Source organism: Rhizobium sp. No.120, assembly GCF_054558365.1.
The window spans coordinates 1-669 of record NZ_BAAJNQ010000059.1 but is presented as its reverse complement, the minus strand read 5'-3'; the positions used below and the strand labels follow the sequence as shown (position 1 = coordinate 669).

The window sequence follows — 669 nt, the reverse complement described above, 5'->3', positions numbered from 1 at the left end:
CGGGAGCATAGGTCACGGGGCCGGTGTCGTCCTGCACATTCTTTATGAATTGCTGGATCAAGGGCGCATAATCCGGATCGTCCAGACCACGCAAATGCGGACGCGCATTCTCCCCAAAGCGGGTTTCCGGCGAACGGCCTGGCAGGACAATATGCACCCGCACGCCAAATGGCTCCATCTCTACCGATAAGGACTCGCTGAAGGCGTTCACCGCTGCCTTGCTCGCCCGATAGATCCCAATTACCGGCAGAGTCTTGACCGTCACCGTGGAGGTGACGTTGACGATGACTCCGGCCCGACGTTGACGCATCTGGGGCAATACGGCCTGAACCATCGCCAATGTGCCGATCGTATTTGTCTGGAACAGCGACTGCACCGTCTCCGGCGCAGTCAGCTCGATTGGTGAGGGCGCTCCGAAACCGGCATTGTTGACCAACGCGTCTATCGGACCGGCAGCCTTCACGGCGGCCGCGATGCTTGCCGGATTGGTGACGTCGAGCGCGAGAATACACAGGCGTTCGGAAACCGGTAGCAGCTCGGGTTTGGGCGTGCGCATCGTCGCGATGACATCCCACCCTCGTTCAAAAAACAGTTTCGCAGTCTCCAGGCCGAAGCCAGACGAGCAACCGGTAATCAATATCGTGGACATGAGCTTCTCCAAACAAAAGG

1 protein-coding gene is annotated in these 669 nt (G+C 58.7%); it reads right to left on the bottom strand.

Annotated features, from left to right (window positions below; translation table 11 throughout):
• On the bottom strand, positions 1-649 hold a 649-nt coding region (locus ACYJRZ_RS31930; RefSeq protein ID WP_459465541.1), incomplete at its 3' end, for an SDR family NAD(P)-dependent oxidoreductase.
• Positions 650-669: the final 20 nt, after the last annotated feature.